Below are 13315 nucleotides of genomic sequence, written 5' to 3' on the forward strand. Positions count from 1 at the left end.
ACATTGGCTGACGAGAACAACGCGGAACTGGTCTTTGTGCCTCTTGGAGGCGTCGGCGAAATCGGCATGAACTTCGCGCTCTACGGCTTCGGTCCGCCGAAGGCACGCGAATGGATCGTGGTGGATGTCGGCGTGACCTTCCCAGGCCCGGATCTGCCTGGTGTCGACCTTGTTTTGCCCGACATCCGTTTCATTGAGGAGCGGCTCGACGATCTGCGCGGCATTATCATCACGCATGCGCATGAAGATCACTATGGCGCTCTGCTCGATCTTTGGCCGCGCCTGAAGGCGCCGGTCTGGATGACGCCCTTCAGCGCCGGCCTCTTGGAAGCCAAGCGCTCGGCGGAAGCCAAGTCGCTGGAGGTGCCGGTCGAGATCTACAAGGCGGGATCCACCTTCCAGGTTGGACCTTTCTCGATCGAGGCGATTGGCGTGACCCACTCGATCCCCGAACCAGTTTCGCTGGCAATCACCACGCCGGTGGGAACAGTCATTCATACCGGCGATTGGAAGATCGATCCAGCACCGACACTGCCGCCACTGATCGACGAGAACCGGTTCCGCGAGCTTGGCCAGAAAGGCGTGGCCGCGCTGATTTGCGACTCGACCAACGCGTTGCGCGAAGGCGACTCGCCTTCCGAGGAAGCCGTCGGTGAAGGCATTCGGGGTGTCATCGAAAATGCGCCGGGCCGCGTTGCGATCACGACTTTCTCGTCGAATGTCGGCCGCATCAAGTCGGTTGCAGAGGCCGCTTTGGCGACCGACCGTCAGGTGCTGGTGCTCGGCCGCTCGCTCAAGCGCGTCATCGACGTTGCAAGCGACCTTGGCTATCTCGAAGGTCTTCCGTCGTTCATCGGTGAGGAGGATTACGGCTATATCCCACGCGACAAGGTGGTGATCCTGTGCACCGGCAGCCAGGGCGAAGCCCGCGCAGCGCTTGCGAAGCTCGCGCGTGACGAGTTCCGCAATGTTGCCTTGTCGCCGGGTGATCTCGTCATCTACTCGTCGCGGACCATTCCCGGCAACGAGAAGGCCACTCTTGAAACCAAGAACCTGTTGATCGAGCAGGGAATTAAGATCGTCGAAGACAGCGATGCCCTCGTTCATGTGTCCGGTCACCCGCGCCGCAGCGAGTTGCGCCGGATGTATGAATGGGTGAAGCCGCAGATCGCGGTGCCTGTTCACGGCGAGGCGGCTCACCTCATGGGGCATGCCCAGCTCGCGCGCGATTGCGGTGTCACCGATGTCCCGAAGGTTCGCAACGGTGACATGGTTCGCTTGGCGCCCGGTCCGTCCAAGATCATCGATCAGGTGCCGATCGGGCGCGTCATGAAAGATGGTCGCCTGATTGGCGATGAGGTTGCGACCGGCGTTCGTGATCGCCGCAAGCTATCCTTTGCCGGCCATGTGGCGGTGAATGTCGTGCTCGACGAGCGCTATGACCTCGCAGGCGATCCTGATCTGGTTGCGATCGGCATTCCCGAATCTGATGGCAGAGGCGAGGACTTCGAGGAAGTTCTGCTCGACGCTGCGATCGGTGCCTTTGACAGTATCCCGCGCCAGCGCCGCAAGGATCTGGACATGGTGTCGGAAGCGGTGCGGCGTGCGGTCCGCTCGTCGGCCAACGAAGTCTGGGGTAAGAAGCCGATCGTAACCGTCTTCGTGACGCGCTGAGTGCCCGCCAGGAAGAACCGCCAGGGGAGGACAGCATGCTCGGACGTCTCAACCATGTCGCGATCGCGGTGCCGGATCTCGCCGCGGCGTCGGCGGTTTACCGTGATACGCTCGGCGCAACCGTCACGGAGCCTCAGGCTCTGCCGGAACACGGCGTGACGGTCGTGTTCATCGATGTGGGCAACACAAAGATCGAACTGCTCGAGCCCTTGGGCGAGACCTCGTCGATCGCTGGTTTTCTGCAGAAGAACCCGGCCGGGGCTATGCACCACGTTTGCTACGAGGTCGCGGACATCCTCGCGGCGCGTGATCAACTGAAAGCATCGGGCATGCGAATCCTGGGGGATGGAGAGCCGAAGATCGGCGCACACGGCAAGCCGGTGCTGTTCCTGCATCCCAAAGACTTCCAAGGTACGCTCGTTGAACTCGAGCAGGTCTGAGGGCTGATCCTGATGAGCTGGATTTCGTTTGTTGCTGTTTATTTCGTGATCTGGTGGCTGACCCTGTTCGCGGTTCTGCCGTTCGGCGTTCGCACGCAGGATGACGACAATGCCGTCACTCTGGGAACAACGGCCAGCGCACCGCGCGGTCCGCATATGCTGCGCGCAATCGTCAGCACCACGATCGTGGCGTCCATTATTGTTGGAGGCTTTTATTGGCTGACCCACGGTTTGGGCTACAGCTTTGACGATATTCCGCTCATGGTTCCTCAGGACCTCGCCCGCTAACCTTCTGAGTTCATACAGGTCAAAAAAAATGCAGGGCATTTAGCCCTGCATCCAAGATACGCGTCCGACCATTTCCGTATTCCGGCGGCTGCGAGTGACCGCGCCTAGATCGCATCCTCCCAAGACTTGACCGCGTTCGGAGAATGAAATGTTTTTCTTCATTCCCGCTGTTGTATGATTGACCTTAACTGTTGGACACAAAGTTGTCACGAAGAATCTTATTCAATAGCTTATAGCTTGTGCTGCATTGCACAAAAACTGCGCAGCTGGACCCAAGCTTTCGCTTCTGGAACGGTCGGGCTGGCTCGGGTTTCCAAGCTGCCATGAAATGGCTATGAAGCGAGCCCAGTCACAGCCAAAGCACGCCGATTCCGGCAGCACTCTTTTACGGATTTCATGATGCGTCTGTCGCGCTACTTCCTTCCGATCCTCAAGGAAACGCCGCGCGAGGCGGAGATCGTGTCGCATCGCCTGATGCTGCGTGCCGGCATGATCCGCCAGCAAGGGCAGGGCAGTTTCTCCTGGCTGCCGCTTGGCAAGCGCGTGTTGGACAAGGTCTGCACCATCATCCGCGAGGAACAGAACCGCTCCGGTGCCTTGGAGATCATGATGCCGACCGTGCAGTCGGCGGATCTTTGGCGCGAAAGCGGCCGCTATGATGCGTATGGCAAGGAAATGCTGCGCATCAAGGACCGGCATGATCGCGACATGCTTTACGGTCCGACCAACGAGGAAATGGTCACAGACATTTTCCGGTCGTATGTCCGGTCCTATAAGGACCTGCCGCTCAACCTCTACCATATTCAGTGGAAGTATCGCGACGAGGTGCGCCCGCGCTTCGGCGTTATGCGCTCGCGTGAGTTCCTGATGAAGGACGCTTACTCCTTCGATTTGGACTTTGAGAGTGCGAAGGCTGCTTACTACCGTATGTTCGTGGCCTATCTGCGCACCTTCGCGCGCGTCGGCATGAAGGCGATCCCCATGAAGGCCGATACGGGCCCGATCGGTGGCGATCTCAGCCATGAATTCATCATCCTGGCAGATACGGGCGAGAGCGGCGTGTTCTGCCACCGCGATTATCTCGACATGCCTGTTCCGGGCGCCGACACGGACTTTTCCGACGACGCGGCGATTGCCGGCATCGTGCAGGACTGGACGACGCCCTACGCGGCAACCGACGAGATGCACGACGAAGCGGCCTGGAACGCCGTTCCTGCCGGTGATCAGCTCGCTGCCCGCGGCATCGAAGTCGGCCACATCTTCCACTTCGGTCAGAAATATTCCGAGCCGATGGGCGCCAAGGTTCAGGGTCCAGACGGCAAGGACCATTTCGTGTCCATGGGGTCTTACGGCATCGGCCCGTCGCGCTTGATAGCCGCGATCATCGAGGCCAGCCATGACGAGAACGGCATCATCTGGCCGGAAGGTGTTGCCCCCTTCGATGTCGTGATCATCAATATGAAGGCCGGCGATCCCGAATGTGACCGTGTGTGCGCCGAACTCGAAGCGGCTCATGAGGCTGCCGGGTTCGATGTGCTCGTGGACGACACGGATCAGCGCGCCGGAGGTAAGTTCGCGACCGCTGATCTGATCGGCATTCCGCTGCAGGTCATCGTCGGCCCGCGCGGCGTGGCTGATGGCACTGTGGAAGTCAAGCGCCGCGCGACAGGCGAGCGCGACGTGAAGACCATTGCTGAACTCAAAGCGTCTCTGGAGACAAAGGCTTGAGCAAACAACCCGCACCGGCAGCCCATCCTTTGCCGGCTGGTGCCGGACCCTTCTCGGTATTCGAACGTATGGTCGCCTGGCGCTACCTGCGTGCCCGGCGCAAGGAAGCGTTCATCTCGGTGATCGCTTCCTTCTCCTTTGCCGGCATCATGCTGGGCGTCGCGACCCTGATCATCGTCATGGCGGTGATGAACGGCTTCCGTACGGAGTTGATGAGCCGCATTCTGGGCGTTAACGGCCATCTCATCATGCAGCCGATCGATCGTCCGCTTGATGATTATGCGGAAGTTGCTCGCCGCATCGAAGGCGTGGGCGGCGTCAAATATGCGCTGCCTCTGGTTGAGGGTCAGGTGCTGGCTTCCGGCAAGGTTGGTGCGGGAACTGGCGCGCTCGTACGCGGCATTCGCGGCGAGGATCTCGCCAAGGTTCAGCTTGTCGCCAACAACATCAAGCAAGGCACGCTGGAAGGCTTCGACACCGGTGACGGTATTGCCATCGGTACGCGCATGGCGGAGAGCCTGGGTGTCGGGCTGGGCGACGGCGTGCAACTGATCTCGCCTGAAGGCGACGTGACGCCCTTTGGCGTGACAGCCCGCCAGAAGACCTATCCGATCAAGGCGATCTTCGAAGTCGGCATGTCGGAATATGATGCCTCCATCATCTTCATGCCTTTGTCGGAAGCCCAACTCTACTTCAATGCCGAAGGGCTGGCGCAAACGATCGAAATTTATGTCGACAACCCGGACAATGTCGACGCTCTGAAAGTCCCGATCGAGGATGCCGCGCAGCGGCAGCTCGTGCTGACGGATTGGCGATTGCGTAACCAGACCTTCTTCTCGGCGCTGGAAGTCGAGCGCAACGTCATGTTCATGATTCTCACGCTGATCGTGCTGGTGGCCGCGCTCAACATCATTTCCGGCCTGATCATGCTGGTGAAGGACAAGGGACGAGACATTGCCATCTTGCGCACCATGGGTGCCAGTCGCGGGGCGGTGATGCGCATCTTCCTGATGACAGGATCTGCCATCGGCATCACCGGCACCATTGCTGGCGTGATTCTTGGCGTCGTGGTCTGCCTTAACGTGGAGCGCATCCGCGCCTTTTTCTCTTGGCTTTCGGGAACGACCCTGTTCAATCCCGAGCTTTATTTCCTGTCACAGCTGCCGGCTGAGATGAACATGAGCGAGACCGTTTCGGTGGTCGCCATGGCGCTCGTTCTGTCTTTCCTGGCAACGCTGTTCCCGGCTTGGCGCGCTGCTCGGCTCGACCCGGTCGAGGCCCTGAGGTACGAATAATGGCTGGTGAAACCGTGCTCGCGCTCAAGCGCGTCGAGCGTCATTACGTCCAGGGCGAAAAGAAACTCAGCATCCTCAATGGTGCTGACTTCGTGCTGCGTCGCGGCGAGATGGTTGCGCTTGTTGCCCCATCCGGCGCCGGCAAATCGACCCTTCTGCACACCGCTGGTCTGCTCGAGCGACCGGATGCCGGCGAAGTCATTCTTGCTGGACGCCAGTGCGGCGAGATGAGCGATGAAGAGCGCACGGCAGTCCGCCGCAACGATGTCGGCTTTGTTTATCAGTTCCACCATCTTCTGCCGGAGTTCTCCGCCTTGGAGAACATCGCGATGCCCCAGCTCATCAAGGGCCTTGCGCCCAAGGAAGCACGCGACCGTGCGGCGCAGCTGCTGGATTACATGAAGATCGGCAAGCGCGGTCATCATCGGCCGGCCGAGTTGTCGGGTGGCGAACAACAGCGCGTCGCAATCGCCCGTGCCGTTGCCAATGCGCCCCTGGTGCTTCTGGCCGATGAGCCGACCGGCAACCTCGATCCCGTCACCGCTTCCTATGTGTTCGATGCCATGGAGGCATTGGTTCGCCAGTCGGGCCTCTGCGCCCTGATTGCCACGCATAACCATGATCTGGCTGCGCGCATGAACCGACGCGTCACGCTGCAGGACGGCAAGATCGTCGACTTCTGACGACTGCCCCCAAGCGGCCGCTCACCGCTACTGTTAATTAAAAGCCTAAGCTTCCGTTCACCCTGTCAGGAGACCTGTGGGGAACGGAAGAAGAACACTTGCAATTTGAACAAAAATGGAACAAACATGGTACATACTCAGATCAAGGAGCTAAGCCATGACCGAGATGTTCCAGGACGTGTTTTCCCTCGTTTCCATCAGCGCCTTCCTCGTGGGCGCTGCCTTCTGGATCGGCGCCATCTGAGGCAACCGTTCCGAACACCTCGATGAAGGCTGATCGCAGCGCTTCATCCAGATCAGCCATCGTGACCGGCAAACCAAGATCCACCAGGCTGGTCACGCCATAGCCGCTGATTCCACAAGGCACTATGCCGGAAAAGTTGTTGAGCTCGGGTTCGACATTGATCGCGATGCCGTGGAAGCTCACCCATCGCCGGAGCCGAATCCCGATGGCCGCGATCTTGTCTTCGGCAGGGGAACCATCGGCGAGCGGCGGCCGATCCGGCCGCACCACCCAAACGCCAACCCGATCGTCACGGCGCTCGCCGCGAATGTTGAAGCGATCGAGCGTCTTGATGATCCACGCTTCCAGTGCGGCCACAAAGGCGCGCACATCCTCGCGGCGACGCTTCAGGTCGAGCATCACATAAGCCACGCGCTGTCCTGGCCCATGATAGGTATATTCGCCACCACGACCGGCTTCGAACACCGGGAAGCGGTCGGGCTGAAGTAGGTCCGTCGAAACCGCGCTCGTGCCGGCCGTATAAAGCGGCGGGTGCTCCACCAGCCAGATCACCTCGTTGGCGTGTCCGTTGCGAATCGCAGCCGCACGCTCCTCCATCAGCGCCAGTGCGGCGGGGTAGGCGGTCAGGCCGGGCTCGATCCGCCATTCCACCGCAGGTGAGTCCGCCTTGGGGAGAAAGGATGTATCGAGTTGATCGCGCGTGGACATTACCGGGCAGGCTCCTCGGAGCTTGTTTTTAGAGGTGGAAGGGCGGCAACAATCCTTGAGGTGAGCGCGCCACTCTGCGTCCGCTTCATATAGACTTTCGTCGGCGCGCCTGCATCCCCAGTGAAAAAGTGTTCGAACGCGATTATTCCGCTGTTTCGCACTTGTGCGCCCCAAACCCATTTGCTAGATGCCCGGAGCCGGTCAACGACCGGATCTACCACGTGCGGTCGTGGCGGAATTGGTAGACGCGCAGCGTTGAGGTCGCTGTGCCGCAAGGCGTGGAAGTTCGAGTCTTCTCGACCGCACCATTCGCTCCAGGAGCGATCCCAGACAATTTGTGATCAGGCATCTCATGCCGGGGTTTGGGATTTCGCTCGGGCGGGCAAGGCAGCCTCACAGATCCGTTAATTCGCTCTTTACGCGATATTTAAACATCCCGCTGTTTCTTGCGCGGATGACGATGAAACCTCTTTATGCCTGCTTGCTGTTGGCATCCCTTGCTGGATGCGCCAGCGCGCCACACAGCATCAACAATGCCTGCGCGATCTTTAATCAACGCGATGGTCTCTTCAACGACTGGCATGCTGCGGCCAAGCGTGCCGAACGTGCGCATGGCATTCCTGTGCCAATCCTGATGGCGACGCTGCGGCGGGAATCAGGCTTCCAGAGCGATGCACGGCCGCCGCGCACCAAGCTGCTGGGCTTCATCCCTTGGTCGCGGCAATCCAGCGCCTATGGCTATTCGCAGGCCCTGGATGGAACTTGGCGGCAATATCGTCAGGAAACGGGCCGATCGCTCGCGCGCAGAAACAACTTCGCGGATGCGGTGGATTTCGTCGGCTGGTATCATTCCCGCACGGTGGCGAACAAAGGCGTTGCACCCAACGACGCGTACAACCTTTATCTCGCCTACTATCTGGGCTGGTCCGGCTTCGACAACCGCGGCTCGCGCAGCAACAAGGCCGTTCTTCGCTACGCGCGCGACATGGCGACAACCGCCAAGCGCTACCAGGCACAGCTGGCGTCCTGCAGCCGGCTCTGAGCCGCGTGGGCGGTTCTTTGCCAAATAGCCCGCATTTCGTTTTGCCTCCGTCACGATAAGAGGTTATGGCTCGCGAAGTTGGCGTCCGGCCGGCTTCCCCTATCATCGAACGGCATTTGGAGGCGCTCTTGGACGACTCGCACGGCGTCGACAAAGATCAACGCAACGCCTCCGACGAAGCCGACATCTACGGCGAAGACGGCGCGATCCGCTCCAGCTTCCTGCAGACGATCAGCGATGCGCTCGAGCGCCGCGATCCGGCCGCGTTGAAGCGCGAGATCGAGGATCTTCACCAGTCCGAGATGGGCGATCTGATCGAGGCACTGCAGCCTGATCAGCGTAGCGAGCTGGTGACACTGCTCGGCTCGGATTTCGACTTTGCGGCGCTGACCGAAGTCGATGACAACATCCGTGCCGAAATCGTCGATGCGATGCCGAACGAGCAGATCGCGCAAGCGGTCCAGGAGCTCGATTCGGACGACGCCGTTTATATTCTGGAAGATCTCGACGAGGCGGATCAGGAAGCGATCCTTGCCCAGCTTCCCTTCACGGAGCGCGTGCGACTGCGTCGCTCGCTGGATTATCCGGAAGAAACTGCCGGACGCCGTATGCAAACGGAGTTCGTGGCGGTTCCGGCCTTCTGGAGCGTCGGTCAGACGATCGACTACATGCGCGACGATGGCAATCTGCCGGAGCGTTTCAGCCAGATCTTCGTCATCGATCCGACGTTCAAGCTGCTCGGTGCGGTCGATCTCGATCAGGTTCTGCGCTCCAAGCGCGGCGTGCGGATCGAAGAGGTCATGCACGAAACCCGCCACGCCATTCCGGCCACGATGGACCAGGAAGAGGCTGCCCGCGAGTTCGAGCAGTACGATCTCCTGTCTGCCGCCGTCGTGGATGAGAACGATCGTCTCGTCGGCGTGCTGACCATTGATGACGTCGTGGACGTGATCCAGCAGGAGGCGGAGGAAGATCTTCTGCGCATGGGTGGCGTCGGCGATGAAGAACTGTCCGACTCGGTGCGCGACACCTCCCGCTCGCGTGTTCCGTGGCTCCTGGTCAACCTCGTCACCGCGTTCCTTGCGGCGTCGGTCATCAACCTGTTCGAAGGCACAATCCAGCAGATCGTCGCCCTTGCGGTTCTGATGCCGATCGTTGCCGGCATGGGCGGCAATGCGGCTTCGCAGACGATGACGGTTACCGTGCGCGCGCTCGCCACCCGCGACCTCGATATCTACAATGCAGGCCGCATCATCCGGCGAGAAATGGGCGTCGGCTTCATCAACGGCGTCCTGTTTGCCGTGCTGATCGGCTGCGTAGCGGGCTTCTGGTTCGGTGATCCGAACATCGGCGGCGTCATTGCGGCTGCCATGGTCATCAACATGTTCGCGGCCGCTCTCGGCGGCATCCTGATCCCCTTGCTGCTCGACAAGGTTGGTGCGGATCCGGCTGTTTCCTCATCCGTATTCGTGACGGCGGTCACCGACATCGTCGGCTTCTTTTCCTTCCTCGGCCTCGCGAGCTGGTGGTTCGGCCTGTCCTGAAGGAGTAGGTGGTCAGACGTTGGCTGATTTGACTCTTACGTAAATGCAGTGACAAGGTTGGCTGAAGAAGCGAGTGCAGAGCCGACAATCCGTGCGGGAATATTACACCATCACCGAGTTGACGCGCGAGTTCGACATCTCGACGCGCACCCTGCGCTTCTACGAGGATGAGGGGCTCATCCATCCGTTGCGACGCGGCCGCACGCGATTGTTCCGGCCAAGCGATCGCCATCTGCTCAAGCAGATCCTGCGCGGCAAGCGCCTGGGATTTTCGATCAACGAGATCCGCGAAATCGTTCAGATGTACAAGGAGCCGCCCGGCGAAGTCGGGCAGCTCAAGCTGATGATCCATCGCATCGACGAAAAGCGCGACGACCTCAAGCAGAAGCGCAGGGATCTCGAGGAAACACTGGCCGAGCTCGACCACGCGGAAGAAGCCTGCGTAGAGCGTCTGGCGGAACTCGGCGTCAACACCTGATTCCGAAAGCAAAGCAGGGCGGAAGCCCAGCTCCCGCCCCGCTTTCCTCCTGCTCTGGCAGGAAGGATCAATCCTCTTCCACAAAGACCTCGTCGCGCTTCTTGCGCACGGACGGCAGGAACACGACGATCAGAACCGTAAGCGCCAGCAGAAGCAGAATGGCGCTGATCGGGCGGGTGACGAAGACGGATGGATCGCCGCGTGAGATGATCATGGCGCGGCGCAGGTTTTCTTCGAGAAGCGGACCAAGCACGAAGCCCAGAAGAAGCGGCGCCGGCTCGCAGCGCAGTTTGGCCAGCACGTAGCCGATCAGGCCGAAAAACGCGACGGCATAGAGGTCGTAGGCATTGCCGTTCACGCTGTAAACGCCGATCGAGCAGAACGCCATGATGATCGGAAACAGCACGTAATATGGCACCGTCAGAAGCTTCACCCACAAGCCGATCAGCGGCAGGTTCAAAACCACCAGCATAAGGTTGCCGATCCACATGGAAGCAATGATGCCCCAAAACAGCTTCGGCTGCTCGGTCGCGACATTGGGTCCGGGCACGATGCCCTGAATGATCATTGCGCCGATCATCAGCGCCATGACGGGATTGGCCGGAATGCCGAGCGTCAGCATCGGGATGAACGAGGTCTGCGCGCCGGCATTGTTGGCAGACTCTGGTCCAGCCACGCCAGCCACGATGCCCCGCCCGAACTCTTCCGGCGTTTTCGAGATACGCTTTTCAACGGTGTAGGAGGCAAAGGAGGCGAGGATTGCGCCACCGCCGGGCAGAATGCCCAGAGCAGAGCCGATCGCCGTGCCGCGCAGCATGGGCGCGACCATTGCCTTCAGATCCTCGCGGGACGGCATCAGTCCACCGACCTTTGCCATCAGAACTTCACGCGTTTTCTCGCTTTCCAGGTTCCGCAGGATTTCGGCAATGCCAAAAATGCCGACCGCAACCGCCACGAAGTTCAAGCCATCGGAATATTCCCGAATGCCGAAGGTGAAACGTGGTGTGCCGCTGTAGATGTCGGTGCCGACAAGGCCGAGAAGAAGGCCGAGCACCACCATGCCCAGCGCCTTGACGATGGAGCCATGGGCGAGCGCGATCGACGAAACCAGGCCAACGACCATCAGCGAGAAATATTCCGCGGCACCGAATTGCAGCGCGATCGAGGTCAGCGGTGGTGCGAACAGCGCCACGAGGAAGGTCGAGACACTACCCGCAAAGAACGAGCCAAGTGCTGCAATGGCGAGTGCCGCGCCTGCTTTGCCCTTTCGCGCCATCTGATAGCCGTCGAGCGCGGTGACGGCTGACGAGCTTTCGCCAGGCATGTTGATGAGGATGGCAGTGGTCGAGCCGCCATACTGCGCGCCGTAATAAATTCCGGCCAGCATGATCAGCGATGAAACCGGTTCGAGCTGGAAGGTGATCGGCAAGAGCATGGCGATCGTGGCAGTTGCGCCAATTCCCGGCAGCACGCCGACCAGCGTTCCAAGAAGCGCGCCGACGAGACAGAACAGGAGGTTCCAGGGCGAAGCGGCCGTTGCAAAGCCGAGAGCGAGATTACTGAACAGATCCATCCAATCAGTATCCCAGCCACGGCCCGAACAGGCGGAAGGGCAGGCCGAGCCCTTTGATGAACACCAGAGCCGAGAACAGGCTGACGGCGATTGCAAGCACGACGGCCATGAGCGGTCGCATCCGGGTGGATGCAAAGGCGGCGATCAGCGCAGCAAGGAACAGGGCAGGGACGAAGCCCAATCCCCGAACGGTCAGGCCGAAGATGATCGGAGCAGGCAAGATGAGCAGCATACCGCGCCAGGCAAAGGCGCCGATCGGCTCTCCTTGGACTTGGGTTGCCTGAACAAGCACGATGCAGCCCAGGAAGATCAAAATAAGCGAGAGGACCAGAGGGAAATAGCCAGGTCCCATACGGAAGGTCGTGCCAAGCTCAAGGCCGAACGCCTGAAAGGCAAACACTGCTCCGATGGCGATAAACAGCGCGCCGGCCGCTCCGTTGGCTGGATCGATGGAAACAGATTTCATGCGCAGTCCAGATAAGGAAAGCGGAAAAAGAAGGCGGCAATACGCCGCCCTCAGCCTGGGATCAGTCGGCGTATTGTCCGGCAGCCTCGATCACCGGCTTCCAGCGGGCGATCTCGCCTTCGAGCTTGGCCTTCAAGGCGGCAGGCGTGGCATCCGATGCAGGTGACGGCGCAGTGCCCAGTTCCGCGAACCGATCAACCACGTTCTGGTCGGCCAGTGCGACCTGCAGCGACTTCGACAAACGGTCGATCACGTCGGCCGGCGTGCCCTTTGGCGCGTAGAGGCCATGCCAGATGGACACATCGAAGTTGTTCAAGCCGCCTTCCGTCGAGGTTGGAATATCCGGCAGAACTTGAAGGCGCTCGGGCGTGGTGACCGCATAGGCTTTGATCGTGCCGCCCTGGATCTGCTTGGTTGTATTGGTGGTCTGGTCGCACATGATGTCGACCTGGCCGCCGAGAAGATCGGTCATGGCTGGACCGGTCCCCTTGTAAGGAACGGTCACCAAGGGCGTGTCAATCGCGCTCATGAACATCATGCCGCACAGGTGCGACGCCGCGCCGATGCCGGCATTGGCGACCGTGACGGTGTCCTTGTTCGCCTTGGCGTATTCCACCAGGCTCTTCAGGTCGGTCGGCTCGAGATCCTTGCGCGCCACAAGCGTCATGGGAACTTCGGTCACTAGGCCGATGTAATCGAACGCGTTCAGCGTGTCATAAGGAAGCTTGCGGTAGAGCGTGGCGCTGGTTGCCATGCCGATATGATGCAGCAGAAGCGTGTAGCCGTCGGGATCAGCATCCGCCACGCGCCCAGCACCCAGAGTGCCACCGGCACCGCCGACATTTTCCACGAGAACCTGTTGTCCGAGGTCCTTCGACATCGCTTCGGCAACAAGCCGGGTCACGGTGTCGGTCGGGCCACCGGCCGAGAACGGTACGACGACGGTGATGTTGCGGTCAGGGAATGTCTGCGCCTGAGCGCCAAGTGTGCCGACGACAGACAGACCTGCGGCTAGAACTGCCACGAGTTTCTTCACGATGTTCCTCCCGGTTATCTGCGCGAACGGTCCGATCTCCTCCCGGACATGGTGCGCAGTTGGGATGATGGTTCCCTTTTTTTCAGCTTTCCGCAACTGGTCTGCGGCGCGAAAAG

Annotated in this window: 13 protein-coding genes and 1 tRNA gene; 10 read left to right on the top strand and 4 right to left on the bottom strand. The window is 60.3% G+C overall.

Features of this window, described 5'->3' with window-relative positions; translation table 11 throughout:
* Positions 1-3: 3 nt before the first annotated feature.
* The 6 genes from JYU29_RS06205 to JYU29_RS06230 all read left to right on the top strand — a co-directional run bounded on the left by JYU29_RS06205 (position 4) and on the right by JYU29_RS06230 (position 6108).
* Complete coding sequence (locus JYU29_RS06205) at positions 4-1674, top strand: ribonuclease J (protein WP_431192826.1); 1671 nt, start codon at positions 4-6, stop codon at positions 1672-1674.
* A 35-nt stretch (positions 1675-1709) separates the two neighbouring features.
* A complete protein-coding gene (gene mce, locus JYU29_RS06210) occupies positions 1710-2114 on the top strand; it encodes a methylmalonyl-CoA epimerase (RefSeq protein WP_213983829.1) in 405 nt (134 codons plus the stop codon).
* 12 nt (positions 2115-2126) lie between these two features.
* Positions 2127-2402 carry a DUF1467 family protein gene (locus JYU29_RS06215; protein ID WP_213983830.1) on the top strand — a complete coding sequence of 92 codons (276 nt, stop codon included), beginning with the start codon at positions 2127-2129 and terminating at the stop codon, positions 2400-2402.
* 399 nt (positions 2403-2801) lie between these two features.
* Positions 2802-4130, top strand: coding sequence for a proline--tRNA ligase (gene proS, locus JYU29_RS06220; protein ID WP_213984295.1), 1329 nt, complete (start codon positions 2802-2804; stop codon positions 4128-4130).
* 68 nt (positions 4131-4198) lie between these two features.
* On the top strand, positions 4199-5425 hold the full coding sequence (locus JYU29_RS06225) for a lipoprotein-releasing ABC transporter permease subunit (RefSeq protein ID WP_213984296.1): 1227 nt from the start codon (positions 4199-4201) through the stop codon (positions 5423-5425).
* Positions 5425-6108, top strand: a complete 684-nt coding sequence (locus JYU29_RS06230; RefSeq protein WP_213983831.1) for an ABC transporter ATP-binding protein — start codon at positions 5425-5427, stop codon at positions 6106-6108. The genes JYU29_RS06225 and JYU29_RS06230 overlap by 1 nt, the downstream gene beginning before the upstream one ends.
* A 142-nt stretch (positions 6109-6250) precedes the next feature.
* On the opposite strand, the gene lipB is transcribed toward JYU29_RS06230, so the two are convergent.
* Complete coding sequence (gene lipB, locus JYU29_RS06235; RefSeq protein ID WP_213983832.1) at positions 6251-7060, bottom strand: lipoyl(octanoyl) transferase LipB; 810 nt, start codon at positions 7058-7060, stop codon at positions 6251-6253.
* Positions 7061-7283: 223 nt separating this feature from the next.
* On the opposite strand from lipB, the gene JYU29_RS06240 reads away from it, so the two are divergent.
* The 4 genes from JYU29_RS06240 (at position 7284) to JYU29_RS06255 (ending at position 10124) form a co-directional block, all read left to right on the top strand.
* Positions 7284-7368: transfer RNA gene (locus JYU29_RS06240), tRNA-Leu, on the top strand.
* A gap of 152 nt (positions 7369-7520) precedes the next feature.
* Complete coding sequence (locus tag JYU29_RS06245) at positions 7521-8102, top strand: transglycosylase SLT domain-containing protein (RefSeq protein WP_250157192.1); 582 nt, start codon at positions 7521-7523, stop codon at positions 8100-8102.
* Positions 8103-8230: 128 nt separating this feature from the next.
* Entirely contained in the window at positions 8231-9646 is a 1416-nt protein-coding gene (gene mgtE / locus JYU29_RS06250; RefSeq protein WP_250157193.1) for a magnesium transporter, read from the top strand.
* 91 nt (positions 9647-9737) lie between these two features.
* Positions 9738-10124 carry a MerR family transcriptional regulator gene (locus JYU29_RS06255; RefSeq protein WP_213984297.1) on the top strand — a complete coding sequence of 129 codons (387 nt, stop codon included), beginning with the start codon at positions 9738-9740 and terminating at the stop codon, positions 10122-10124.
* Positions 10125-10191: 67 nt separating this feature from the next.
* Here the strand turns inward: JYU29_RS06255 and JYU29_RS06260 are convergent, their stop codons facing one another.
* From JYU29_RS06260 to JYU29_RS06270, 3 genes are all read right to left on the bottom strand, one after another.
* Complete coding sequence (locus JYU29_RS06260; RefSeq protein WP_213983835.1) at positions 10192-11697, bottom strand: tripartite tricarboxylate transporter permease; 1506 nt, start codon at positions 11695-11697, stop codon at positions 10192-10194.
* A 4-nt stretch (positions 11698-11701) separates the two neighbouring features.
* Positions 11702-12163: a tripartite tricarboxylate transporter TctB family protein gene (locus JYU29_RS06265; protein WP_213983836.1), complete on the bottom strand. Its 462-nt coding sequence runs from the start codon at positions 12161-12163 to the stop codon at positions 11702-11704.
* 61 nt (positions 12164-12224) lie between these two features.
* Positions 12225-13199 (bottom strand): tripartite tricarboxylate transporter substrate-binding protein, encoded by a 975-nt coding sequence (locus tag JYU29_RS06270; protein ID WP_213983837.1) that lies wholly within the window; start codon positions 13197-13199, stop codon positions 12225-12227.
* Positions 13200-13315: the final 116 nt, after the last annotated feature.

Source organism: Tianweitania aestuarii (genome assembly GCF_018457165.1).
Lineage (GTDB): Bacteria > Pseudomonadota > Alphaproteobacteria > Rhizobiales > Rhizobiaceae > Tianweitania > Tianweitania aestuarii.

Bases quoted from the DNA above. Each gene is read 5' to 3' on its own strand.
- JYU29_RS06265 (WP_213983836.1), bottom strand. From the start codon at position 12,163: ATGAAATCTGTTTCCATCGATCCAGCCAACGGAGCGGCCGGCGCGCTG.
- JYU29_RS06230 (WP_213983831.1), top strand. From the start codon at position 5,425: ATGGCTGGTGAAACCGTGCTCGCGCTCAAGCGCGTCGAGCGTCATTAC.
- JYU29_RS06260 (WP_213983835.1), bottom strand. From the start codon at position 11,697: ATGGATCTGTTCAGTAATCTCGCTCTCGGCTTTGCAACGGCCGCTTCG.
- proS (WP_213984295.1), top strand. From the start codon at position 2,802: ATGCGTCTGTCGCGCTACTTCCTTCCGATCCTCAAGGAAACGCCGCGC.
- JYU29_RS06215 (WP_213983830.1), top strand. From the start codon at position 2,127: ATGAGCTGGATTTCGTTTGTTGCTGTTTATTTCGTGATCTGGTGGCTG.
- lipB (WP_213983832.1), bottom strand. From the start codon at position 7,060: ATGTCCACGCGCGATCAACTCGATACATCCTTTCTCCCCAAGGCGGAC.
- JYU29_RS06225 (WP_213984296.1), top strand. From the start codon at position 4,199: ATGGTCGCCTGGCGCTACCTGCGTGCCCGGCGCAAGGAAGCGTTCATC.
- JYU29_RS06245 (WP_250157192.1), top strand. From the start codon at position 7,521: ATGAAACCTCTTTATGCCTGCTTGCTGTTGGCATCCCTTGCTGGATGC.
- mce (WP_213983829.1), top strand. From the start codon at position 1,710: ATGCTCGGACGTCTCAACCATGTCGCGATCGCGGTGCCGGATCTCGCC.